This window comes from Shinella kummerowiae (assembly GCF_009827055.1).
GTDB classification, from domain to species: Bacteria; Pseudomonadota; Alphaproteobacteria; order Rhizobiales; family Rhizobiaceae; genus Shinella; species Shinella kummerowiae.
Map to the genome: position 1 here is coordinate 39,446 of NZ_WUMK01000010.1, position 24,406 is coordinate 63,851.

Below are 24,406 nucleotides of genomic sequence, written 5' to 3' on the forward strand. Positions count from 1 at the left end.
TCGTGCGCCGCTCCCACGGCGCATCGCATTCTCGAGGAAATTCCGTTTGAACCGCTCGGTCCGAAATTCCCTGCTGATCGTCTTCGGCTTCACCGCCGCGACGGCCATCATCCTTTATACGATGGGTCAGCCGCTCATCTGCAAGTGCGGATATGTCAAACTCTGGCACGGCGTCGTTATTTCTTCGGAAAACTCGCAACATCTGTCCGACTGGTACACGCCGAGCCATATCATCCACGGCATTCTGTTCTTCGGCTTCTTCACGCTGATCTTGCGCAAGGCGAGCATCAATGTGCGCCTCGTGCTCTCGCTCATCCTGGAATGCGCGTGGGAAATCCTCGAAAACACCGACATGATCATCAACCGCTACCGTGAATCGACGATCTCGCTCGACTATTTCGGCGATAGCGTGATCAATTCGAGCGCCGACATTCTCGCCATGGTCGTCGGCTTTTTCCTCGCCGCGCGCCTGCCGGTCTGGACGAGCGTCGCGCTGATCGTCATCTTCGAGGCGACAACAACCTACCTCATCCGCGACGGACTGGCGCTCAACATCCTGATGCTCGTCTGGCCGTTGGAAGCCGTGAAGGCCTGGCAGGGCGGCTGACCTCATTTGATGCCCGGCGTGCCATCGAACTTGCGCTCCAGGCCATCCCAGCAATCGAGATAATTGTCCTGCAACGTCTCCAGCTCGGCCGCGAACTTGGTAAGCTGCTGCGGGTAACGGGTCTCGAACATGAAGGCCATCGTGTGGTCGAGCTTGACGGGCTTCAACTCGCTGTTGGAGGCTTTTTCGAAGCCGGTCGTGTCCGGCCCGTGCGGCAGCATCATGTTGTGCAGGCTCATACCGCCGGGCACGAAGCCTTCTTCCTTGGCGTCATACTGGCCATGGATCAGCCCCATGAATTCGCTCATGATATTGCGGTGATACCACGGCGGACGGAAGGTATGTTCGGCCACCAGCCAGCGCGGCGGGAAGATGACGAAGTCGATGTTCGCCGTGCCGGCCTCCTCGGTCGGCGCCGTCAGCACCGTGAAAATCGACGGGTCGGGATGGTCGAAGAGGATGGCCCCGACCGGTGAATAGGTGCGCAGGTCATATTTGAACGGCGTGTAGTTGCCGTGCCAGGCGACGACGTCGAGCGGCGAATGGCCGATCTCCGTGACGTAGAACTTGCCGCACCATTTCACATGCACCCTACAGGGCGTTTCCTTGTCCTCGTAGGCCGCGACCGGCGTCTTGAAGTCGCGCGGATTGGCAAGGCAGTTCGCGCCGATCGGTCCGCGGTCCGGCAGGGTGAATTTCGCACCGTAGTTCTCGCAGACATAACCGCGCCAGGTGTCTCCCTCGCCGATGCGGGAGACCTTGAACATCATGCCGCGCGGGATGAGGCAGATTTCCAGCGGTTCGACATCCATGATGCCCATTTCGGTGAAGACGCGGATGGCGCCCAATTGCGGCACGACCAGCAATTCGCCATCGGCATTGAAGAAATAGTCGTCCACCATATCAGCGTTGAACGTGTAGGCATGCGCGGCCATGCCCACCTGGGTCAGCACATCACCGGCCGTCGTCATCGTCCGCATGCCCTCGAGAAAGGTCTGCGTCTCCTTGGTCGCCGGCAACGGGTTCCAGCGCAACTGGCCGAGCGGCAGGGAATGATCGTCGAGGCAGGGCGCCGTTTTCCAGTGCGGATAACTGGCATTCGAAAAGCGGCGCGTGTGGCGCACGCTCGGGCGGATGCGGTAGAGCCAGGAACGCTCATTGGTGCCGCGTGGGGCGGTGAAGGGCGAGCCGGATAGCTGCTCGGCATAAAGGCCGTAATTGCATTTCTGCGGGCTGTTTTGCCCCTGCGGCAGGGCACCGGGCAGCGATTCTGTCTCGAAATCATTGCCGAAGCCCGGCATGTATTTCAGGTTGTTGGACATCTCCGTCGCATGATCCGCCATGGTTTGCCCTCCTCGCAAAGCGTGCGTATAGTCATATGGTTACAGATGTAACTGTCTATTTTGTAACCATCAAGGCGCGTGCCGTGGACTTCAAGCTCGAGAGTTTCCTGCCCTACAGGCTCAACCAGGCGGCCGAGCGCGTGAGCCAGCGCTTCGCCGCACAATACCGACTGCGCTACCACATGACCCGGCCGGAATGGCGTGCGCTGGCGGCAATCGGCACCTACGGGCGCATGACCGCGACCGAGATCGGCGCCAATTCCAGCATGCACAAGACGAAGGTATCGCGCGCCGTGCGGGCGCTGGAGGAAAAGCGCTGGCTGAAACGCGCCGAGCATGCCGAAGACCGGCGCGTCGAACACTTGGAGCTGACGCCGGCTGGCAAGCGCATCTATGGAGAGATGATCGAGCTTGCAAAGGCCTACGAGCAGGAGCTGGCAACGCTTCTGGGCGCAAGTGGGCTTCGACAACTGGAAGCCGGCCTCACAACGATCGAGGTAAAAATGGCCTCCGAAACAAGCCGTCGCGGCCCGAAGGACTGATGCACATGAACCGATCAGATCGGTTCGAACCTTTCATGAGATGCAGGCCCCGGGTCTCGGTAGTTTTCTAAGCCCGCCTGAAACTCTCTTGCACTTTGCAAAGCCCGCCATGTCCGCCGCATCGACATGCACGCTACATGGCCGAGATATAGAGTGCCGATGGGCGATGTCATTTCGCCCGGCCGTTAACCATTATTGGCTTGCCCTTGAATCGCAATTGATTCTAGATGCGATTCAAACCCTCACATGGGCTGCAAATCGCATTTTGAGATAATGGACATGAATATGGCCACAACCGTCGGACAGGCAATTTCCGAGATCGACCAGTTGATCATCGGCCAGGCTCACGAACTGTCAGACAAGCTGAAGCAGCACCGTCTGGAGATGTTTCCTCCCGTCGCGCAAAAATCCCTGCGCCAGTTTCAATTGAGCGAAGCCGCCCATTTCCTCGGCGTGACGAGTGGATATCTGCGCAATCTCTCGCTGGAATCCAAGGGGCCGTTGCCACAGGCGACACCGTCCGGACGCCGGTCCTACTCGGCCGGTCAGTTGCAGGAGATGCGGGAATATCTCGACCAGAACGGTCGGGGCGGACAGCGCTACGTCCCGCGCCGGCGGGCGAGCGAACATCTTCAGGTGATCGCGGTGGTGAACTTCAAGGGCGGCTCCGGCAAGACCACCACGACAGCGCATCTCGCACAGCATCTGGCTCTGACAGGGCACCGCGTGCTGGCCGTCGATCTCGACCCGCAGGCAAGCCTGTCGGCGCTGCACGGCTTCCAGCCGGAATTCGATGTCAACGAAAACGAGACCTTGTACGCGGCCATCCGTTACGACGACCAAAGACGTCCGCTCAAGGAGATCATTCGGAAAACCAATTTCCCCGGCCTCGACATCGTGCCCGGCAATCTCGAACTCATGGAGTTCGAACACGATACGCCGCGCATTCTGGCGCAAGGCAACAAGGACGACTACGGCCGGATTTTCTTCGCGCGGCTGGACGAAGCCCTCTCCTCCGTCTCAGACGATTATGACGTTGTGGTGATCGATTGCCCGCCACAACTCGGCTTTCTGACGATGAGCGCGATCTGCGGGGCGACGGCAGCGCTGATCACCGTGCATCCACAGATGCTCGACGTCATGTCGATGTGCCAGTTCCTGCAGATGCTGGGCGAGGTGCTGAACACCTTGAAAAGCGCCGGCGGCAACATGAATCTCGACTGGCTCCGCTATCTCGTCACGCGCTACGACCCGGCCGACGGACCGCAGACCCAGATGGTTGCATTCATGCGCTCCATGTTCAAGCAACATGTCCTGACCAATCCGATGGTCAGAAGTGTCGCCATTGCCGATGCCGCACTCACCAACCAGACGCTGTACGAGGTCGACCGAAGCCAGTTCACCCGTGCCACCTATGACCGCGCCTTCGAATCCATGGAAGCAGTCAATGCGGAGATCGTAGACATGATTCACAAAGCTTGGGGGCGTTGAGATGGCGCGCAAGAACGTTCTTTCGAACCTGATGGCACCGGCGTCGGACAAGTCGACATCGGCAACCCCTTCCCCCGAAGAGCCAGCACGCCAGCACGTGACCTACAAGGGGATCGGCGCCCTGGGCGCTGTGACGCGCAGCATCGATGCCCTTGCCGCCAAGGCGGATGCGGCCAAGGAGATCGAAGCCAAGCTGACGGCCGGCGAGGTCGTTATCGAACTCGAGCCTGACCAGATCGAAGAATCCTTCATCTCGGACCGGCTGGTGCACTCGGATGAGCAGTTCCAGGAACTGGTCGAAGCGATGCGCATCCGCGGCCAGGATTCGCCCATCCTCGTGCGCCCGCACCCGCAGAAGACCGGCGTTTACCAGATCGCCTTCGGCCACCGGCGCGCAAAAGCGGCCCGATTGCTCGGCCGGCCGGTTCGGGCTGTCGTCAAGGTGCTTACCGATCGCGACCACGTGATCGCGCAAGGCCAGGAAAACAGCGCACGCGCCGATCTGTCGTTTCTTGAGCGGGCAACCTTTGCCGGTGAGCTCGAGGCGCGTGGATTTGATCGCGAAACGATCATGGCCGCACTCAGTGCCGACAAGACCACCGTGTCGAAAATGCTCTCGGTGGTGAACCGCATTCCGAAGTCGGTCAGGGCCGGCATTGGTCCGGCGCTGGCCATTGGCCGCGACCGCTGGCATGAACTGGCGACGCGGTTCGACGAGTCGACCAACGAAGACAAGGCAATCGAGTTTCTTGGCCGCGAGCGGGTGCAGGGCCGAACGCCGGAAGACCGGTTCAATCTCGTCAGCAGTCACCTGACGCGGAAAGAGGCGCCCGAGACGGGCAAGCCCGCCGCCAAGGAATGGGCCCGCAAGGATGGCGCCGTTCGCGCCAGCATCAAGACCAACGGCCGTCAATACACGATCGCGCTGAAGGCTGCGGAGGCCGCGGCATTCGGCCTCTACATCACCCAAAATCTGGACCGCCTTTACGAGGCATTCCGTACGGAAACCGAGCAAAAACCGGAAGAGTGATCCACGGCGAAGTCCCGCCTGGTTCGATATCGATGCTGATGGCGTTCGTACAGGCCATGGCGCAGCGCGAAAGCGGGTGAGCCGTCATGGAGCAGGTTGATACTGCAAATTACGGCGTGGAAACGGCATGTTAACCATGGGCTTATTAATTATGAGGGAGAAGATAAGGAACGCGATTCTATGCCCTCACCTGCCCCGGTCCAACCACGTCGACCTTCGATTGCCGCCGAAACCAGACCGGTCGTGCCATTTCCCGCCGAACGCCGGACGGCGCATGTCCGCCGCTGCGCCGGAGAATTGGGAGAGCTTAACGGCGAGGAAGCACGCCGGTATTGGCAGAAGGTTTGCCGCGAACTTGCCGACGAAATGCGCAAGTTCGGCTCGTGCGAAAATCAGGCCCGCGAGGCAGTGTTCGCTTTCCAGGACGAAGTTCAGCAGGAACTGCAGCGCAAGCATGCCGCAACAGGCTTTTGAGTTTTCCGAAACAGAAAGCCCGCACTTGTAAAAGCGAACTGATGCGGCGCGCCTGGGTGAATTTGCCACTCCCGTGCGCCGCGTTCATTGGTGCCGCCGATCATGGATCGGCCGCATGATGCCTGTTCGCTAGCCCATCTGGAAGCATAACCAGACGCATTCTGCCCCATCCCAGAAAAGGATGTTTTCCGCTCGCGCCGCCCAACTCTTCCCCTTCTCGAAAAGGGTCGCTAAGGATCAATAGCGATGGTCAAAAGGGGGACGGTTATGACAGAGACGGTTGCACAGGATATCCAGCGGCTGGAAGAACAGGAACGGCTTCTTCGCTTCAGCCGGTTCAGCCCGGACGACGCGTGGGCGCTTGGCAATCAGGTGCGTGAAACGGCGCTGTCTATCGGCGCCGGCGTGGCGATCGATATTTCGCTGCGGGATCGTGTCCTGTTCCATTGCGCCCTACCCGGCACCACGACAGACAATGTCGAATGGATCCGGCGCAAGCGGAACACCGTCTTTCGGCTTTGGCATTCGTCCTATCTCGTCGGCCGGCGCCTGGCGCTTTCCGGCCGCGGACAGGAAGAAGCACATAATCTCTCCTTGGCGGACTATGCCGTGCATGGCGGCGGTTTCCCGCTTTTTGTCGCGGACCTCGGTTGTGTCGGCGCCGTCACGGTTTCCGGCGTGCCGCAACGCGTCGATCATGCCATCGTCACCGATGCGATCGCTGCGTTCCTGAAGGTCGACCTCGGCGACAGCCGGCTGCCCGACTGAGCTTCCCCCTCCCCTAGGAAAGAGGCGCGCCGCTCACTAGGATAGACCGCCGGCATCCGGGTCGGCGACGAACGGAAGAGGAGCCGCCATTCAGTGAAGCTGCGACCTGCTCTCGCCTTCGCGATCCTGCCGATCATTATCCTCCTGACTGTCCTGCAGGGGGGAGCGTTGTTCACGCGCAGCTATATGAGTGAGGCGTCGTTGCAGGCCGGGTCTGCATTGCGCCTTGCAGTGGCGGCCCTTGCCGGCCATCTCAGCCGCTATGAACCGTTGCCCGCCCTGATCGCCGATCACGACGACATAGAGGCGCTGCTCCAGTCGCCGGACAACCCGGCCCTGCGGCAAACCGCAAACGAATATCTGAAGGAAATCAATAGGCTGCTGGAGTCGTCCGATATCTATGTCATGACACCAGACGGCAACACCGTCGCGGCCAGCAACTACGGGATGCCCGGAACCTTCGTTGGGCAGAACTTCAACTACCGCCCCTATTTCCAGGATGCGATTGCTGGGCGCCAAGCCCGGTTCTACGCACTTGGCACGACATCCCTGAAACGCGGCTACTATTTTTCCTCACCGGTGGAGGTTGCGGGAAAGATCCTCGGCGTCATTGTCTTCAAGGTCGATATCGATTCAATCGAGAGTTCCTGGCGCGGCGGTGAATACAAGATCTTCGTCGCGGATCCCGAGGGCATCATCTTCATGACCGGCAGTCCGGAATGGCTATATTCCGGCATCCTGCCTCTGGATGCACCCCGCCTCGCCCGAACGCAGACCTCGCGACGCTATGCCGAGGCCGAACTGAAGCCTCTTCCCGCGACGGAATCAGTTTACCACGGTCAACATCTGATGCAGATCCCGGGGGGCGGAACGACGCGGGAATACCTGCGCCTGTCCCACTACATGCCGGAGGCCGACTGGACGGTCAATGTTCTGCTCGACACCGCATCGGTCAGAACGCAGGCCCGCACGGCCTTGGTGGCAATCCTGCTGTTCATCTGCCTCGCCGCACTGGGCGTCGCAGTCCTTTGGCAGCGCCGTGCTCGCGTCGAGGAACGCCTGCGCCTACAGGAGGAGACCCGGAACGAACTGGAGCGGCGTGTCGAGGAGCGCACCGCCGATCTTGCGCTTGTCAACGAGCAGATCGAACTCGAAATCGCCGAACGGCGGCTGACCGAACAGGAACTGCGCAAGACGCAGGGCGACCTGATCCAGGCCGGCAAACTTGCCGGGCTGGGCCAGATGTCGGCCGCGCTTTCGCATGAATTCAACCAACCGCTTGCCGCAGCCAAGTCCTATGCCGACAGCGCAGCACTCCTCATCGATCGCGGGCGTGTGCCGGAGGCGCAGGATAATGTACGCCGCATTTCCAATCTGATCGATCGCATGGCATCGATAAGCCGCCACTTACGCAACTTCGCCCGCAAACCAAACGAGAAACTCGGCCCGGTTCCCCTCCCCGAGGTGATTGCGGATACACTGGAGATCGTCGCCCCACGGCTCAGGTCAGCGGATGCCGAACTGGTCGTGGAACTTTCCGGTACGGACCTCACCGTCAAAGCCGGGCCCGTGCGCCTCCAGCAGGTCCTGGTCAACATCGTCAGCAATGCCGCGGATGCCGTCGAGGGACTGGACGATCGCACAATCGTTCTGTCGGCTTTTCGCTCGGAGAGCGGTATTGTCGTCGAGGTGCACGATCGAGGCGCCGGTGTGCCGGCAGCCATTGCCGAACGAATCTTCGATCCCTTCTTCACAACCAAGGGCGTCGGCAAGGGATTGGGGCTTGGCCTTTCAATTTCCTACAATATCATCAAGGACTTCGGCGGAAATATAACGGTCCGGAACCACCCGGATGGTGGCGCCGTCTTCTCCATTGTGCTTGAGGCATCGGCGCCATCGCGGGAGGCGGCGGAATGAGTGGCTCGCGTATTCTTCTGATCGATGACGAAGAGGAGATGCGCCGCTCCTCGGCCCAGGCTTTGGAACTTTACGGACTGGAGGTCGATACGTTTTCCAGCGCCGAGCGGGTGCTGGAGCTTGTCGGTTATGCCTTCGATGGTGTCGTGGTCAGCGACATTCGCATGCCTGGCATGGATGGCATGACGCTGCTCCAGCGCATTCGCGAGGTCGATCCCGAGGTGCCGGTCATCCTCGTGACGGGCCATGCCGATGTGCAACTGGCCGTCAGCGCCATGCGGGCCGGCGTTTACGATTTCCTTGAAAAACCGTTCACCGCGCAGCATCTGGCCGGCATCATCCGCCGCGCCATGGACCGGAGAAGCCTCGTCCTCGAGAACCGCCGTCTGCGGGCCGTCGCCGGCAAGCGGGACGATCTTGAGGCGCGGCTGCCGGGCCGCACACAGGTCATGGTGGATTTGCGGTACAGGGTGCGGGCCATCGGCGCAACGGATGCCGACACGCTGGTCATCGGAGAAACGGGGGCGGGCAAGGAGGTGGTGGCACGTGCCCTGCACGATATCAGCGCCCGCGCCGACCGGCCTTTCATCGCCATCAATTGCGCCGCCCTCCCCGAAAACCTGATCGAGAGCGAACTCTTTGGCCATGAGGCCGGCGCATTTCCCGGCGCGTTGCGCCCCCGCTACGGCAAGTTCGAGCACGGTCGCGGCGGCACGATCCTGCTCGACGAGATCGGCTCCATGCCCTTCGACCTGCAGGCAAAATTCCTGCGCGTCCTGCAGGAACGGGTCATTACGCGGCTGGGGTCGAACGAGCCTCTGCCGCTTGATGTGCGCTTTATCGCGACAAGCAAGGTGAATCTCGAGGCCGAGGTTGCCGGCGGCCGGTTCCGGGCAGACCTGCTGTATCGCTTGAATGTCGCGACACTGCATGTTCCTTCGCTTGCGCAACGGCGGGACGATATCCCCCTGCTCTTCCTCCAGCTCGTGCGCGAGGCCGCGGCGCGCTACGTGCGAAACGACGTCGATGTGCCCGCCGAGGTGATGACCGAAATTGCCGGCCGCGGCTGGCCCGGCAATGTGCGAGAACTCCGGAACGCGGCCGATCGGCTGGTACTGGGGCTCGATGCCGGGGTCGAAAACGCGCCATCCGGCGACGGCCCGCAACGCCTTGCAGAGAAAGTCGCAGCTTACGAACGGGGCTTGATCGCCAGTGCCCTAGCCGCCCATGGTGGCAGCCTGAAACCGGTTTACGAGCAGTTGGGGGTTTCGCGGAAGACCCTCTACGAGAAGATGCAGAAGTACGGCCTCGACAAGAACATCAATATGGCGGCGCTTCAGGACGATATGTGACGCCCCAATGGGTGGAAATCCACCCATGCTGCGGCAGCTTTGTTCCCAAACCTACCCATTGCGGCAGTTTACTGCGGTAAATTACCGGCGCGACATGCCGTGATCGCTTGCTCAATCGGCCGACAAAGCCCCTCTTGAGACATCCAGAACCGGCGCGGGAGGAGCCACGCCGGCTGGCCAATTCATCGGGAGGATTTGATGAAGACCATGAAAACCCTGTTTGGCATTTCCGCCGCCTTTGCCGTATCGTTGCTCGCCACCTCCGCCCTGGCCCAGACCTATCCGGAACGCACCATCACCATGGTGGTCCCCTTCTCTGCCGGCGGCCCGACCGATACCGTAACCCGCCTCGTTGCCGAATCCATGTCGAAGGATCTCGGTCAGCAGATCGTCGTCGAGAATGTCGGCGGCGCCGGCGGCACGCTCGGTGCCGGCCGCGTTGCGAGCGCTGACGCGGATGGCTACACCCTGCTGCTGCACCATATCGGCATGGCGACCAGCGCCACGCTCTATCGCAAGCTTGCCTATGACACGCTGAACGCCTTCGAATATGTCGGCCTCGTCACCGACGTCCCGATGGCGATCGTCGCCCGCAAGGACCTTGAGCCGACCGACCTCAAGGGCCTGATCGAATACATGAAGGCCAACAAGGACACCGTGACGGTGGCAAATGCCGGCATCGGCGCCGCCTCGCATCTGTGCGGCATGATGCTGATGAGTGCGCTCCAGACGCAGTTCGTCACCGTGCCCTACAAGGGCACTGGCCCGGCCATGACCGATCTCCTCGGCGGTCAGGTCGATGTGATGTGCGACCAGACGACGAACACGACGAAGCAGATCCAGGGCGGAACGATCAAGGCCTACGCCGTGACCTCTCCTGCCCGTCTCGGCAACCTGCCGGATATTCCGACGGCGGAAGAAGCAGGCCTGCCCGGATTCCAGGTTGGTATCTGGCACGGCATCTACGCGCCCAAGGGCACGCCGGCCGAGGTGACGGAACGGCTTTCCAAGTCCTTGCAGCTCGCGCTGAAGGATCCGAACGTGGTCGCCCGTTTTGCCGAGCTTGGCACCGTGCCTTCCGCCGAAGCCGAGGCAACTCCGGCAGCTCTCAAGGCGAAGCTGGAAGGTGAGATCGCCCGTTGGAAGCCGGTTATCGAGGCAGCCGGACAGTTCGCCGACTGACGCAATCCCGGATGAGTGCAAACCGACTTTCTGCCCAACTTGTGCGGAGACCAGGCTTGCATGGATCGCACCGTGGCGGTGTTGACCGCCGCCACGGTCTTTGACGTCTGTGCGGCCCATCGCGGCCGTGGGAGGAGGGGATTCCATGAAACAACTCGAGTTCGACAGCACCAACGCGATCTGCGGTCTGACCTTCATCGCGCTTGGCAGCTTCTTTGTGTACCAATGCCTCACCCTGGAGCTTGGCACGGCATTCCGCATGGGGCCTGGCTTTTTCCCGTTGATCCTTGCGGTTATTCTCACCGGTCTCGGCGTGATCGTTCTGGCGCAGGCAACGCGCGTGAAGGGTGAACCGATCGGGCCGGTGGCCTTGCGCGGGATGCTGTTCATTCTGCCCGCACCGATATTCTTCGGCCTCACCGTGCGCGGTCTCGGCTTCGTTCCGTCGCTGTTCTTCGCGGCGCTCATTGCCGCCTTCGCTTCGACACGGATGAAGCCGCTCATGGCGCTTCTGCTCGCCATCGGCATCACGGTCTTTTCCGTCGCGGTGTTCAGCTACGGCCTCGGCCTGCCATTCGAGCGGTTCGGCCCGTGGACACGGCTCTAGGAGGCTCTGATGGATCTCATTAGCAATCTTGCGCTTGGCTTCTCCACCGCCGCCTCGCCCGCCAACCTGGCCTTCTGCCTCATCGGCGTTCTGCTCGGCACGCTGATCGGCGTTCTGCCCGGCATCGGTGCAACGGCAACCATCGCCATGCTCCTGCCGATCACCTTCCAGCTAGAGCCGGTCTCCTCGCTGATCATGCTCGCCGGCATCTATTACGGCGCGCAATATGGTGGTTCCACCACCGCGATCCTGATCAACATGCCGGGCGAATCCTCGTCCGCTGTGACCGCCATCGACGGATACCAGATGGCGCGCAAGGGCAGGGCAGGGGCGGCACTCTCCATCGCGGCGCTCGGCTCCTTCTTCGCCGGCACCGTCTCGACCTTCCTTGTCGCGATCTTCGCCATCCCGCTGACCGGCATTGCCCTGAAATTCGGTGCCGCCGAATACTTCTCGCTGATGGTCGTCGGCCTCGTCTCGTCGATTGCCTTGGCACACGGATCGATCGTCAAGGCGCTTGCCATGGTCGCGCTGGGTCTTCTGCTCGGCCTTGTCGGCACGGATATCTATACCGGCACGCCGCGCTTTACCCTGGGCATCCGCGAATATGCCGACGGACTGAACTTCGTGGCCGTTGCGGTGGGTGTCTTCGGCATCGCCGAAATCCTGCGTAACCTCGAAGGCGAGAAGTCCCGCACGGTGCTGATGGCCAAGGTCAGCGAACTCTGGCCGACCAAGGATGATTTCAAGCGCATGGTCGGCCCCGTGCTGCGCGGCACGACGATCGGCTCGGCGCTCGGTATCCTGCCGGGGGGAGGAGCGATCCTCGCGGCTTTCGCCTCCTACACGGTCGAGAAGCGTATTTCCGACCGGCCGGAGGAGTTTGGCCAGGGGGCGATCGCCGGTGTTGCCGGCCCGGAATCGGCCAACAATGCCGGGGCCCAGACGTCCTTCATTCCCCTGTTGACGCTCGGCATTCCCGCCAATCCGGTCATGGCGCTGATGGTCGGCGCGATGATCATCCAGGGGATCGTTCCCGGCCCGAATGTCGCTGTCGAACAGCCGACCCTGTTCTGGGGCATCATCGCCTCAATGTGGATCGGCAACCTGATGCTGGTGGTACTGAACCTGCCACTGATCGGCCTTTGGGTGAAGCTGCTGACAGTACCCTACTACGTGCTGTTCCCCATCATCATGGCCTTCTGCTCGATCGGCGTCTACAGCGTGAACTCCAACGTCTTCGACCTCTATGCGGTCGCATTCTTCGGACTTGGCGGCTACCTGCTGGTGAAGATGCGCTGCGAGCCGGCGCCGTTGCTGCTCGGTTTCGTGCTCGGCCCGTTGCTGGAAGAAAACCTGCGCCGCGCCATGATCCTCTCGCGCGGCGATCCGACCACCTTCGTTACGCGGCCGATCAGCGCGATCCTGTTGGCAATTGCCGTCGCGGTGCTGGTCGTCGTCTTCCTGCCCTCGGTCAAGGCCAAGCGCGAACAGGTTTTCCAAGAAGAAGACTAAGAAGAAGAACCTGCGGGGAAGAAGGGAAGGGGCGGTGCCGAACCGCCCCTTTCCGCATTTTAGCGATATTGCATTGCCGCGAAATTCTCGCTAAAAAACTTGATAAATTTAGGAAGGAATAGTTTGCCGGATGACGTTCCAGCCGCGCATGCAGAACAGGATCGAGGGCTTTTCCGTGGTCGGCGACCTCCATCGTCGGCACTGGAACGGCATCGTGGCCGATGTCTGGGATGTGGAATGTGCGGCCTATGCCGGCGGCTACTATGTCGGTCGCGACCCGCGCCTCTTCGTCCTGCTGGATAAAAAAGGGCCGGGTGCATCCCGCATCCGCCTGTCACCGGAGGGGCCGGAACGTGCCGAGGATTGGCAGCGCTGCCCGATTGCCTACATCCCCGCCGACTTCGAGATGTGGGCGGACCTGACCGACTACCGGTTCATGCGTCATCTCGACCTGCATTTCGACGTGGAAACGATGAGCCGTCGGCTGGCCGAAGATCTCGATCCGGAGCGCCTGGCGACGCCGCAACTCTTTTTCTCCGACCCCCGCCTTCTTTCGCTCGCACAGTTCATTGCGGCCGAATGCACCAATCCGAAACCGCTGCATGACCTCTATGGCGACGGCCTGGCGCTTGCGCTGATCATCGACGTCATGAAGCTTGCCAAGGCGCCGGGCCGCAAGCGCAGCCGGCTTGCCGGCTGGCAACTGCGCCGCGCGACCGATTTCATTGAAGAAAACTGCTTGCGCAATATAAAGCTCGAGGAACTCGCCAATCTGATCGGGCTGTCGCAATCCCATTTCAGCCATGCCTTCAAGGCTTCGACCGGCGTCGCTCCTCATCAGTGGCAGGTCAATGCGCGACTGCGCCGCGCCAAGTACTTGCTTTTGCAGGGTGAACAGCCGTTGACGGAAATTGCCGCCGAATCCGGTTTTGCCGACCAGGCGCATTTCACTCGCGTCTTCCGCAAGAATTTCGGCACGACCCCTGCCCATTGGCAGAAGACACAGCTTGCCTGATGTCGATCGGGCGGATGTTCAGCGCCCGGAAAATTGCCCAAGAACGTTCAATTTTCCGCGAATGCGACAATCCCGGCAGTTAAATCTGAGTTAACCACTCATCTTATCGTTATCGGGGTGCCTGCGACGGGGCAGGCGTGAGTGGGGTGTCCGTAATATGAAGACGAAGAGAGAACGGCAGTTCAGACTGGCACTGGCGTGCGGCACCGCCGCCATCGCCCTGCTGGCACCGCCTGTTGCCAACGCCCAGGATGCGAGCAAACCGACCTTGCTGCAGGAAATCCGCATTGAGGGATCGGACACGACCGGCGTCGAGGCCGTTCGAGGCGTCGTGGCGAAATCCACACGGACCGGCAGCAAGACTGCGACCGCCCTCAATGAGGTACCGCAGTCGGTTACCGTTGTCGGCCGGGAGCAGATCGACGACCAGAGCCCGCAGAAGATCGACGAGGCTCTGCGTTACGTCGCCGGCGTGAATCCTTCGACCTACGGTACGGACTCCGACACCGACTGGCTCTTCATTCGCGGTTTCCAGGCCGATCAGACCGGCATGTTCCTCGACGGTCTCTCCCTGTTCCAGACCGGCTTCGGCACCTTCCTGGTGGATCCGTTTTTCGTCGAGCGGATCGAAGTCATCAAAGGACCGAGTTCCGTGCTGTACGGCGGCGCCAGCCCGGGCGGCTTCGTCAATTTCATCAGCAAGCGGCCGACCGATGAGCCGTTGCACTATGTCGAAACCGGCATCAACAGCTTCGGCAATGGCTATCTCGGCCTGGACTTCAGCGACAAGTTCGGCAGCGACGACGTATTGAGCTATCGTTTGACCGGCAAGATTTCCGGCGGTGGCTGGGAAACCGACAGGTCGGACGATTTCCGCGGCACGATCGCGCCCAGCATCACATGGAAACCGGACGAGGATACAAGCCTTACCATTCTCAGCTCGTATCAGAACGTCGACCTTACACACACCAGCACCGGCTTCCTGCCGTATGAAGGCACCGTCGTAGACAGGCCTGGCGTCGGCCGCATCCCGCGCGATCTGTTCTATGGTGACGAGAGCCGCGACGTCTACGAGCGTCAACAGGCGATGATCGGCTACGAGTTCGAACATACGTTCGACAACAACTGGACGGCTCGCCAGAACCTGCGTTACGCTAGCGTCTCTCTCAAAGAAGATGCTCTGTACACTAACGGATGGTCGTCAACCGGCCCGACGAAGCTGGCGCGCTACCGGTTTGCGCATGATACGGATGTCGGCCTTTTCACTGTCGACAACCAACTCGAAGGCCAATTTGCGACGGGAGCCCTCGATCACAACCTGCTCTTGGGGTTGGACTACCGAAACTATTCGCTAGATCAGACGCAGGCCGTCGGCTTCGGTGCTTTGGATCTCGATCCGCATAACCCGGTCTATGGAATTGTTCCCCCGTCGCTCAATGATCCTTACCTTGATCAGGATTTGAAGCGCGATCAGCTTGGCATTTATGCTCAGGACCAGATCAAGTTCGGCGATGGCTGGATCGTTACCGCCAACGCCCGGTATGACTTCGTCTCGACCGAGCTCACCGACCATTTAACGCCGACGAATTCGGTTGACGGCGATGAGCGAAAATTCACATGGCGGGCGGCGCTCGCCTACGAATTTGCAAATGGCCTGACGCCCTACGCCAGCTATTCCACGTCCTATAACCCGACGACGACCACAGACCCGGAAGACGGTCTCCTGCCGTCGGAGACTGGAAAACAATGGGAAATCGGCGTCAAGTACGAGCCCGGCTTCATGGATGCCCTCATTACGGCGGCCTATTTCGACATAACCCGAGAGAATGTCGCAAACACCAACTGGAATGGCTCTCAGACCGACGCGTATGCTATCGGCGAGGTGACGTCACGAGGGTTTGAAACCTCCGTACAGGCAAATATCGCGAGCGGCTGGAAGGCCATTGGCGCCCTGACCTATCTCGATATGGAGATCACGAACGATTTCAATACCGCCCTCATCGGCAAGACACCGATCCAGGTGCCGGACCTGACCGCATCGCTGTGGCTGGACTATTCGTTCCAAGGTGACGCGCTGGAGGGGTTGAGTGTTGCCGCCGGTGTTCGTCATATTGGCAAATCCTGGGCGGATGACGCCAATACGCTGAGAGTGCCCGCCGCCACTCTGGTGGATGCCGCAATTCGCTTCAAGAAGGACAATTGGGCTATCGCGCTGAACGCGTCGAACCTGTTTGACAAGGACTATGTCGCAAGCTGCAAAGGTGCGAATTCGTGCGCCTATGGCGCAGGGCGTACCTTCATGCTCAAGGCAAGCACTTCCTGGTAACACAGTTGGCATTTTCAATGGCCCAACCGCGGGCCGTAGATGACAGTCCGACAAAAAGGGCGCGCCAGGTTTTCCGGCGCGCCTTTTTGTTTCCGGCAGTCTAAAAGAAGCGCACCTAACGCCAACCCAGAGCCGGGGCAACGTGCTTCAGGATCGCCTCGATAACGTGGGCGTTGTATTCGACGCCGAGTTGGTTCGGCACGGTCAAAAGCAGCGTATCGGCCTCTTTGATGGCTTCGTCTTCCGCGAGTTGCTTGATCAGAACATCCGGTTCGCCGGCATAGGAGCGGCCGAAGATCGCCCTTGTCTTGTCGTCGATGAAGCCGATCGAATCCTCGTCCTTGCCGCCGCGGCCAAAATAGGCGCGGTCGCGGTCGTCCACGAGCGCAAAAATGCTGCGGCTTACGGAGACGCGCGGCGTACGGCTGTGCCCTGCTTCCTTCCAGGCCTCGCGATAGGCGCGGATCTGCGCCGCCTGCTGGACGTGGAAGGGTTCACCCGTCTCATCATCCTTCAAGGTCGAGCTTTGCAGGTTCATGCCGTGTTTCGCCGCCCAGACGGCCGTGGCGTTCGAACTTGCGCCCCACCAGATGCGCTCGCGCAGGCCCTCCGAATGGGGCTCGAGCCGCAAAAGACCCGGCGGATTGGGAAACATCGGCCGCGGATTCGGTTGCGCAAAACCCTCACCCTTCAGGATATCGAGGAACACTTCGGCGTGGCGGCGGCCCATATCCGCGTCACTCATGCCCTCCTGCGGCTCAAAACCGAAATAGCGCCAGCCATCGATGACCTGCTCGGGTGAGCCGCGGCTGACGCCGAGCTGCAAACGTCCGCCCGAGATGAGGTCGGCGGCGCCAGCATCCTCGGCCATGTAGAGCGGGTTTTCGTAACGCATGTCGATCACGGCCGTGCCGATCTCGATCCTCTTCGTCCTGGCGCCCACGGCGGCCAGTAGCGGGAAGGGCGAGGCGAGCTGCCGGGCAAAGTGGTGTACCCGGAAGTAGGCCCCGTCCGCGCCAAGCTCTTCCGCGGCGACGGCAAGATCGATCGACTGCAGCAAGGTATCACCCGCCGAGCGGGTTTGCGATTGAGGGGAGGGGGTCCAGTGTCCGAAGGACAGGAAGCCGATTTTCTTCATAGGTATCTACCTCGACGCGGAGCGTCCGTTGGGAGGATGTTGGCACCGAAGATGGGATATCGAAGCCGGCTTGAAAAGGCGCGCTCTGCGAACGCAGTGTTCACCGATCGATACCGCGACTGTTCATTTCGATTTGCACTTTTGCCGGCCCCGTTGAAGGGCAGAAACGAACGTCCTATCATCAGGATATGGGGGTTAAGTCTCGCCGAAGTGATCGATGACGCGACGCAATCAGGCACGATTTCCATCTAGCGGACATTAACTATGACATAGCGTCCGTTTGAAAATTCGTTTACCATAAATTCAATGCGTTATGATATTTCCAAATTGCCGCTTCACAGCCTTTTGCCCCGCATTTGCGGCGCGACGGCCGCCTTGGCGCGCCTCGACGAACGTCTCGCGCATTCGCCGGCCGGGGACGGCTGGATGGAGCGCATGCATTTCGCCGACGCCTGCGCCTCGCTGTGGATAGACGGGGAACTTGTCCATCTCGAGGATCTCGTGCTTCACGACGACGGCCACGATATCCGCACGCCGACCCACGAACTCACCATCGCCCGCGATGTGCTGCGGACTCGCCGGCGGATTGTCCTGCAGCCGCCGGACTGGGCGCTCGATATCGACAGCGTCCGCAGCCTGCGTGGCCTGGGCGCCGCTGAACCAGTCGGCGATCGACGGGAAATGTCGGCTCCTCGCGCTGGCGATGAACCGCTGGCCTTGGGGAAGGTGAGGGAAGAAACGGACACTGCCGATCCCTTGGCAAAGGAACTCGCGGCGATCGATGCCCTGCTGGCGCGATCGGAGGCCGTCCTGTCCGGCGCCAGCGTTCCGCCACGGCGGGGTGGACGGGAAAAGGACCCTCTCGTCTACGACCTTGACTGGGATGAGGATGCGCGACTGGAGGAATGGCGCGTTGCCGTCGATGAAAGCCGGGAGCTGCCCCCGGTTCTGAGGGCAATAGTGCTGCTCGATGCCTGGAATGCCCTACAAGTGCTGCAACATGCCCCATGGCTGGGACGGCTTCTCGCCGCAGCCTGTTTGCGCGAGGCGGGTCTCACATCAGGAGCGCATCTTGCTGCGGCGAATGTCGGCCTGAAAACCATCCGGCGCGAACAGCGTGTCCACCGCGACCGGGATACCCGTCTTACCGCTTACCTCGATGGGGTCACGGCCGCGGCGACGATCGGCATGAAGGAGCATGATCGACTGGTCCTCGCCCGGCAGATGATGGAGCGCCGTCTTGTTGACCGCCGCACGTCCTCGAGATTGCCGGATCTGATCGATCTCGTGCTCTCCCGCCCGATGGTCTCGACGGGCATGGTTGCCAGGGCGCTCGGTGTGACACCCCGGGCGGCGTTGCGGATCATAGAGGACCTCAAGCTGCGGGAATTGACGGGCAGGGGGCGTTTTCGCGCCTGGGGCGTCTTGTAGGTGGGGAGATTCCTGACATTGGCAGAATGCGTCCGGCTGGCAAGCGCAAGTGGTGCGCCTTCTGCATAGCTGCATTGCACAATAAATGTTTTCCAAACGGTCAAAAATTAAGCATAGTGCTTGCAGCTGATGCACACGGCGGTCTCCTCCCAGTCCGCTGCATCCGCTGTTCCCCTCTGGAGGTTTTCATATCTCCACACTTCATGGGCCTCGGTTTTCCGGTGGCCCATTTTTTTTGCGCCAGCACCACGGGCCCAGTCACACGATCGCGGCAAAGGTTGAGACGTTGTGTTGAGAAAAGCCACTCCGGCACCTTCGTGCGGCAGTGGCTTCGTTTCTCTCCTGCCGGCTGTGTCAGTCAAGGCATTCGGATGATGGCGATCCAGGAAAAGCCGCGATGCAAGCGTTTCGCTTCGCTGCGCCCGGCGTGAGCGTCAGCCAGTTCGGCGGCAAAGTCGAACAGGTCGGCGCGGGGCGTCACGTGGTGCCAACCGAGCCAGGCGGTCACAGCGCGCTTGAACCAGCCGGGCAAGCCCTGCATGTCGCCGAAATCGGCGATGTGCAGCTCCCCGCCCGGAGCAAGGCGGGCGGTCGCTTCCGTGACGACCTTCTGCCATTGCGGGATCATCGATACGGCATAGGAGATGAAGATGCGGTCGTAGCTGCCCTGGCCGAAAGCCAATTGCGGGTCGAAAGCAGCGGCATCGGCCCTGGCAAGACGTATCCTGTCATGAAGGCCGGCGCCCGCGACAGCGGTTTCCGCCGCCGTGAGCATTTCCTGCGAGATGTCGATGCCGTGAAACCGGGCCTCCGGGTAGAGACCAGCCGCTTTCACGAGATTGCGCCCGGTACCGCAACCGATCTCCAGCACCGCGCCGCCCGGTACGGGCCGGAGCCCGGCAAGCAAGGGGTCGCGGCCGAGCAGGTAGTATTTTCGCGTGGCGTTATAGATGCCGAACCGACGCTGCCAGCGGTAGATGCGGTCCATCAGCAGCGCATGATCGGATAGTGCGTTCATCAACGCTCACCCCTTGAATTCATAGAGGTGGAAACCGCCGTAGATCGACGAGCGATCCTTGTCGTGCAGCGCACGCGATTCCGCGGCGTGATAGGTCCAGCGGTCGAGGACTGTGTCGGCGACACGGCCGGGCAGCAGGCTTTCCGCAGGTGCCGTGCGGAAGATGACGCGGGCAGCAGGGGCGGCGGTGCGGGTGATCTCGCTCCACAACGCGTTGAGCTGCGCGTCCGTCATCCAGTCCTGCGCATCGAGCAGGATGAAGCGGTCGACCGATTGCGGGGCTTTTGCCGCAAGGAATTCGGTCAGCGACGTGTTGGTGATGGAGATACGACCGGCGCGGCTGCGAACCGCCTCGAAATTCTGCCGGGACAGATAGGGTGGTAGCGGCGCAAGCTCTCCGCTTCCATAACCGCGCCCGAAGGCCTGCCAGGCGAAATAATTCTCCGAGAGTGGGAAACCGCAGGCGAGCTTTTCGACACGCTGGCGCAGGATCGACGCCATGTCGCTGCCGGCACCCGAAAGGGCCTCGTATTGCTGCGGCGGAATGCCAAGTCCGAAGAGCGAGCTTTTGCGCCCGGTCGCCCAACGGACCAGGCGCTTTTCGAACAGCGGCGCCAGCGTCTCGTCGAAGAAGCGCTTCTGGTCCTCGATCGTGCGCGCCTTGAGCAGGCCGCGCGGATCGGCGCCGTAGAGCCGGGCCATCGTGTGGCCAAGGCCGATGAAGCCGCCGAGCAGGCCGTGTCGATAGAGGCGGCGGTGGAAGATGGAGATGCGGCGGCGACCGGTAACGGTTCGACTTTCCCAGTAATCGCGCGTCTCCGCGTCGAGGAAGGGCCGCAGATATTGCCGGTAGGCGTCGAGGTTCCGGCGATCGTCGCCCTGGCCGTAGAAGCGATAGAAGGTCTCGTAGTCTGGCAGATGGGCGGCAGCGGTCAGTTTCAGGCGGTTGAACGCGACATGCGCCGGGTTGAGATCCACCGCCTCGATGCGGGCAGGATCAGCAACGAGATAGGACAGCGCATTGCAGCCGCCGGACGCGATGGTGACGATGCTGTTTCCCGGCGCGATTTTCAGCGCAGCCATGTCGACATCAGGATCTTCCCAGATTTGCGCGTAGACGAGGTTGCGGAAAAGCCGGGAGAAGACGTATTCGGACATTCCGGAGGCGGAGAGCAGCGGATTGCGGCGAACGGCGCGGTTGAGGCGCTTGCCGACCCCGTCCTTACGCGTTGCGGCCGGAGAGGGAGCGGGAGAGATCACCGTGTCGATCATCAGGGTTTCCTACGCTGGAATGTCCGCCCTATCCATCGGCGCGACGGACTGGGCGGCGGCGAACTGCGCATGCCTGTGCGGTGAAGGGCGAGGATCGGTGCGAAACCCGCTGGGCAGTTTCCATCTCGATCGTCACAATCAGCGAACGACATGGGGCAGCGTTTCAACAGATCGCCATGACATCCGCATGACACCCGCCATTCTGTCCACAGGACCGTGCCCGATGTGTTGTCATCGCCGCCCTGCGATCGCTCAGCGCAGGAAGATCAGGCCCATGCCGACGACAACTAGCGCAGCACCGGCCCAGGCGCCACCGGCCGGGCGCTCGCCGGTCTTCAGCCACAGCATCGGCAGGATCATGACCGGCGAGGTGGCCGAGAGCGTCGAGATGATGCCGACCTTGCCGCCCGACAGCGCAAAGAGCAGCAGCGTCATGCCGATGGCGAGCGCCAGCACACCGGTCAACGCCGTCATCGCCGCAACCCTGAGCGTAAGCGGTCCTTTCGGTTTGACGGAAGGGATAGGCAGTTGGGTCAGGACGCTGAGACAGAGGGCGGCAATGCCGACGCGCAGCAGCGAAGCGACGAAGGGATCGAGGCCAGTCGCCATGACGGGGCGCACGAGGATGGAGCCGATGGCCTGCCCGGTCGCCGCACCCAGCCCGAGCAGGACACCGATCGATAGCGGCCCCTTGATCGTTTCCCATTCATGTATCTGCGCCCGCCGCTTGCCGAAGAGAATGGCCAGGAACACGCCTGTCGCCGTCAGCGCGATGCCCATCATGGCGGCGACCGGCAGGGCTTCACCAAGCACTAGCCAGCCGAGCAGGGCGGCAATCGGCGCATTGAGCGCGAAGAGGATTCCGGAGCGGCGCGGGCCGAGCCGGTTCAGCGTGGCAAAGAGCAACGTGTCGCCAACGAAGATGCCGATCAATCCGGACAGCAGCAACGGGCCAATGCTGGCCGCATCCAGCTCCCGCCACGTGCCGGTCGCCACCACATAGAGGGCCAGAAGGCCGGTGACGAAGATCTGGCGGACCCGGTTGAAGGCGGGTGCGCCGAGGTGGCCGGCAGGGCCCGCAGAGATCAGCCCTGTCAGGGCCCAGCAGGTTGCGGCGCCGAGCGCGGCAAGTTCATGGATTGGCATTGTGTTCCGATCGATCGACTATATGCTTGTGGACATGCCTGTTCGCGATTCGCGTTAAAGCGCGCGCAAACGGCCCGCGTCCAGTGCCATATCTGTTGAATGAACAGAGTGGTTGGAAGATTTGCCGCCTTCAATATCCACGCTTGCATTCACTTTCTGTTTACAGCGAAGGCGGGAACAAATTTCTGCTCCATTCCGTTTAAAGATAAGGACGGCAGACGGGAAAAAAGCTATACTGTTCGGCGACAGCAGGAGCGTTCGATGAGAACCACTGGCAGCGACGTTTTCGACCTCTTTTCAAAAACTTATGCGAGTACCGCGCAGGAGGAACTGAGCCTCCAGGAGTACCTGCTTGCGTGCCGCGACGATAAAAAGATGTATGCCACCGCACCCGAGCGGATGGTGACGGCGATCGGCGAACCGCAATTGATCGATACCAGCGCGGACGAACGCCTTGGCCGGATTTTCGGCAACCGGACCATCAAGATTTACCCCTCCTTCGCCGATTTCTACGGCATGGAAGACACGATCGAGCGGATTGTCGGCTATTTCCGCTACGCCGCCCAGGGGCTCGAAGAGCGCAAACAGATCCTTTATCTGCTGGGCCCGGTGGGGGGCGGCAAATCCTCGCTCGCCGAGCGCCTCAAGAAGCTGATGGAAGAACAGCCGATCTATACGCTCGCCATCGACGGCAAGATCAGCCCGGTTTTTGAATCACCCCTCGGCCTCTTCAGCCGCGAGCGCATGGGCGACCTGCTGGAGGACAAATACGGCATCGCCAAGCGGCGGCTCACCGGCCTCATCTCGCCCTGGGCGACGAAGCGGCTTGACGAGATCGGCGGCGATATCTCCAGGTTCAGTGTCGTCAAGCTGATGCCCTCCCGGTTGCGCCAGATCGGCATCGCCAAGACCGAGCCCGGCGACGAGAACAACCAAGACGTTTCGACGCTTGTCGGCAAGGTGGATATCCGCCAGCTCGAAAACTTCAGCCAGGCCGATCCGGACGCCTATTCGTTCAGCGGCGGCCTTAACCGTACGACCCAGGGCCTGCTTGAATTCGTCGAAATGTTCAAGGCACCGATCAAGGTGCTGCATCCGCTGCTGACCGCCACGCAGGAGGGCAGCTACAACGGTACCGAAAACTTCGGCTCCTTCCCCTATCAGGGCATCGTGCTTGCCCATTCCAACGAATCGGAATGGCTGCACTTCAAGCACAACAAGAACAATGAGGCCTTTCTCGACCGTATCCTGGTCGTCAAAGTGCCCTATTGCCTGCGCATCACCGAGGAGCGGCAGATCTACGAAAAGCTGCTGCGCGAAAGCGAGCTCTCGAACAGCCCCTGCGCACCGGAAGTGCTGGAAAATCTCAGCCGCTTCACCGTCGCCACGCGGCTAACCCCGCATGAAAATTCGCCGACCTATACCAAGATGCGCGTCTATGACGGCGAGAACCTCAAGGACACCGATCCGAAGGCAAAATCGCTGCAGGAATATCGCGATGCCGCCGGCGTCGACGAGGGCATGACCGGCATCAGCACGCGGTTCGCCTTCAAGGTGCTGTCCGAGACCTTCAACTACGACACCAAGGAGGTCGCGGCCGACTCGGTCCATCTGATGTACATCCTCGAACAGGCGATCCGCCGCGAGCAGTTCTCCAAGGAAGTCGAGGCGAACTACATCGACTTCATCCGCTCGGAACTGGCGAGCCGCTATGCCGAGTTCATCGGTCACGAGATCCAGAAGGCCTATCTGGAATCCTATAGCGAATACGGCCAGAACCTGTTCGACCGCTATATTTCCTATGCGGATGCCTGGCTGGAAGATCAGGATTTCAAGGATCCGGACACGGGCCAGATCCTCAACCGGGAAATCCTCGACAGCGAACTGTCGCAGATCGAAAAACCCGCCGGCATCGCCAACCCCAAGGACTTCCGCAACGAAGTCGTGAAATTCACCCTGCGTGCCCGGGCCCGCAACGGCGGGCGCAATCCGGCCTGGACGAGCTACGAAAAACTGCGCGAGGTCATCGAAAAGCGCATGTTCGGCCAGGTCGAGGATCTGTTGCCGGTCATCAGCTTCGGCTCGAAGAAGGACAGTGCCACCGAAAAGCAGCACGCCGAATTCGTCGACCGCATGACCGAGCGTGGCTATACCGTGCGGCAGGTCCGGCGGCTGGTCGACTGGTACATGCGCGTCAACAAGGCTGGCTGACACCGAAACGGGAGTCGGCCC

General features: G+C 61.2%; 20 protein-coding genes. 15 read left to right on the top strand and 5 right to left on the bottom strand.

Annotation, left to right across the window (positions count from 1 at the left end):
• Nucleotides 1–46: 46 nt before the first annotated feature.
• The gene (locus GR138_RS23890) at nt 47–607 is read left to right on the top strand and encodes a DUF2585 domain-containing protein (protein ID WP_246200666.1); all 561 of its coding nucleotides are present in this window, start codon (nt 47–49) and stop codon (nt 605–607) included.
• Between the two features lie 2 nt (nt 608–609).
• Here the strand turns inward: GR138_RS23890 and hmgA are convergent, their stop codons facing one another.
• Nucleotides 610–1,950 carry a homogentisate 1,2-dioxygenase gene (gene hmgA, locus GR138_RS23895; protein WP_160861781.1) on the bottom strand — a complete coding sequence of 447 codons (1,341 nt, stop codon included), beginning with the start codon at nt 1,948–1,950 and terminating at the stop codon, nt 610–612.
• A 35-nt stretch (nt 1,951–1,985) separates the two neighbouring features.
• Here hmgA and GR138_RS23900 point away from each other — a divergent pair, with 35 nt between their 5' ends.
• From GR138_RS23900 to GR138_RS23955, 12 genes are all read left to right on the top strand, one after another.
• Entirely contained in the window at nt 1,986–2,492 is a 507-nt protein-coding gene (locus tag GR138_RS23900; protein WP_160861782.1) for a MarR family winged helix-turn-helix transcriptional regulator, read from the top strand.
• Between the two features lie 279 nt (nt 2,493–2,771).
• Nucleotides 2,772–3,983 (top strand): plasmid partitioning protein RepA, encoded by a 1,212-nt coding sequence (gene repA, locus GR138_RS23905; protein ID WP_160861783.1) that lies wholly within the window; start codon nt 2,772–2,774, stop codon nt 3,981–3,983.
• A 1-nt stretch (nt 3,984) separates the two neighbouring features.
• Nucleotides 3,985–5,013 (top strand): plasmid partitioning protein RepB, encoded by a 1,029-nt coding sequence (repB, locus tag GR138_RS23910; protein ID WP_160861784.1) that lies wholly within the window; start codon nt 3,985–3,987, stop codon nt 5,011–5,013.
• A 180-nt stretch (nt 5,014–5,193) separates the two neighbouring features.
• The gene (locus GR138_RS23915; RefSeq protein WP_160861785.1) at nt 5,194–5,487 is read left to right on the top strand and encodes a DUF6074 family protein; all 294 of its coding nucleotides are present in this window, start codon (nt 5,194–5,196) and stop codon (nt 5,485–5,487) included.
• 267 nt (nt 5,488–5,754) lie between these two features.
• A complete protein-coding gene (locus GR138_RS23920; protein ID WP_160861786.1) occupies nt 5,755–6,255 on the top strand; it encodes a heme-degrading domain-containing protein in 501 nt (166 codons plus the stop codon).
• Nucleotides 6,256–6,348: 93 nt separating this feature from the next.
• On the top strand, nt 6,349–8,172 hold the full coding sequence (locus GR138_RS23925) for a sensor histidine kinase (protein ID WP_420853711.1): 1,824 nt from the start codon (nt 6,349–6,351) through the stop codon (nt 8,170–8,172).
• Nucleotides 8,169–9,524 (top strand): sigma-54-dependent transcriptional regulator, encoded by a 1,356-nt coding sequence (locus GR138_RS23930; protein ID WP_160861787.1) that lies wholly within the window; start codon nt 8,169–8,171, stop codon nt 9,522–9,524. The genes GR138_RS23925 and GR138_RS23930 overlap by 4 nt, the downstream gene beginning before the upstream one ends.
• Before the next feature lie 207 nt (nt 9,525–9,731).
• On the top strand, nt 9,732–10,706 hold the full coding sequence (locus tag GR138_RS23935) for a tripartite tricarboxylate transporter substrate-binding protein (RefSeq protein ID WP_420853716.1): 975 nt from the start codon (nt 9,732–9,734) through the stop codon (nt 10,704–10,706).
• Between the two features lie 145 nt (nt 10,707–10,851).
• Nucleotides 10,852–11,313 carry a tripartite tricarboxylate transporter TctB family protein gene (locus GR138_RS23940; protein WP_160861789.1) on the top strand — a complete coding sequence of 154 codons (462 nt, stop codon included), beginning with the start codon at nt 10,852–10,854 and terminating at the stop codon, nt 11,311–11,313.
• 9 nt (nt 11,314–11,322) lie between these two features.
• Nucleotides 11,323–12,828: a tripartite tricarboxylate transporter permease gene (locus GR138_RS23945; protein ID WP_160861790.1), complete on the top strand. Its 1,506-nt coding sequence runs from the start codon at nt 11,323–11,325 to the stop codon at nt 12,826–12,828.
• A 130-nt stretch (nt 12,829–12,958) separates the two neighbouring features.
• Nucleotides 12,959–13,843 (top strand): helix-turn-helix domain-containing protein, encoded by an 885-nt coding sequence (locus GR138_RS23950; RefSeq protein WP_160861791.1) that lies wholly within the window; start codon nt 12,959–12,961, stop codon nt 13,841–13,843.
• 157 nt (nt 13,844–14,000) lie between these two features.
• Nucleotides 14,001–16,169 carry a TonB-dependent siderophore receptor gene (locus GR138_RS23955; RefSeq protein ID WP_160861792.1) on the top strand — a complete coding sequence of 723 codons (2,169 nt, stop codon included), beginning with the start codon at nt 14,001–14,003 and terminating at the stop codon, nt 16,167–16,169.
• Between the two features lie 115 nt (nt 16,170–16,284).
• Here GR138_RS23955 and GR138_RS23960 read toward each other — a convergent pair whose 3' ends face one another.
• Entirely contained in the window at nt 16,285–17,307 is a 1,023-nt protein-coding gene (locus GR138_RS23960) for an LLM class flavin-dependent oxidoreductase (protein WP_160861793.1), read from the bottom strand.
• A 306-nt stretch (nt 17,308–17,613) separates the two neighbouring features.
• On the opposite strand from GR138_RS23960, the gene GR138_RS23965 reads away from it, so the two are divergent.
• Nucleotides 17,614–18,738, top strand: coding sequence for an RHE_PE00001 family protein (locus GR138_RS23965; protein ID WP_160861794.1), 1,125 nt, complete (start codon nt 17,614–17,616; stop codon nt 18,736–18,738).
• 358 nt (nt 18,739–19,096) lie between these two features.
• On the opposite strand, the gene GR138_RS23970 is transcribed toward GR138_RS23965, so the two are convergent.
• The 3 genes from GR138_RS23970 to GR138_RS23980 all read right to left on the bottom strand — a co-directional run bounded on the left by GR138_RS23970 (nt 19,097) and on the right by GR138_RS23980 (nt 22,174).
• Nucleotides 19,097–19,756: a class I SAM-dependent methyltransferase gene (locus GR138_RS23970; protein ID WP_160861795.1), complete on the bottom strand. Its 660-nt coding sequence runs from the start codon at nt 19,754–19,756 to the stop codon at nt 19,097–19,099.
• Between the two features lie 6 nt (nt 19,757–19,762).
• Entirely contained in the window at nt 19,763–21,028 is a 1,266-nt protein-coding gene (locus GR138_RS23975) for a BtaA family protein (RefSeq protein ID WP_160861796.1), read from the bottom strand.
• 252 nt (nt 21,029–21,280) lie between these two features.
• Complete coding sequence (locus tag GR138_RS23980) at nt 21,281–22,174, bottom strand: DMT family transporter (RefSeq protein ID WP_160861797.1); 894 nt, start codon at nt 22,172–22,174, stop codon at nt 21,281–21,283.
• Between the two features lie 261 nt (nt 22,175–22,435).
• On the opposite strand from GR138_RS23980, the gene GR138_RS23985 reads away from it, so the two are divergent.
• On the top strand, nt 22,436–24,385 hold the full coding sequence (locus GR138_RS23985; RefSeq protein ID WP_160861798.1) for a PrkA family serine protein kinase: 1,950 nt from the start codon (nt 22,436–22,438) through the stop codon (nt 24,383–24,385).
• Nucleotides 24,386–24,406 lie beyond the last annotated feature (21 nt).